At 79.4% G+C, this 602-nt stretch carries 1 pseudogene; it reads right to left on the reverse strand.

Annotation, left to right across the window (positions count from 1 at the left end):
* Positions 1 to 602 (reverse strand): annotated as a pseudogene (locus tag G3I53_RS31755) (MFS transporter); the annotation flags it as partial.

Genomic DNA, 602 nt, shown 5'->3' on the forward strand with positions numbered 1-602 from the left:
TCGCCGGCGGCCGCCCCCGGCGATGTCTCCTCGCGGGGGCCGGGGCGGGTGCGCCGCGGCCGGGCGAGGACGAGACACAGCGCCGTCACCAGGTAGGGCACCGCGAAGACGGCGAAGACGGTGCCGTGCGGGGCCCGGGCGGCGAGCAGGGCGTAGCCGCCGAACACGGCGACGGTGGCCAGCTCGGTGCCCAGTCCCGCGACCGACGTCAGGGTGGCCCGCCCGGCACCCCCGATGCGGTGCTGGAGCCGCGCGTCGGCCAGGACGGTCGCCGCCTGGAAGCCGCCGAAGGCGACGGCGACGAGGAGCACGCCGGACGGGGTCCCGGCGGCGGAGCCCGCGGCCAGGGCGAGTGCGGCCACCGCCAGCAGCACCGCGAGACCGGTGGTGCCGAGGCGTTCGCCCTCGCCGGCCAGCAGGCTCCCGGCGGTCGCCCCGGCCCAGATCACCAGCAGCAGGAGGGGCACCGTGCCGTCGGCCACGCCGGTGTCGCGGACCAGCAGGGGCGTGTACTCGTCCAGGGCGCCCCAGACCGCGGTGACCGCCGGCACCAGGAGCAGGGCGCCGCGCACCGACCGGTCGGCGCGCGCCTCGGCGAGCCC

Origin of the sequence: Streptomyces sp. SID14436, from assembly GCF_010548465.1 — a bacterium.
Classification (GTDB): Bacteria; Actinomycetota; Actinomycetes; order Streptomycetales; family Streptomycetaceae; genus Streptomyces.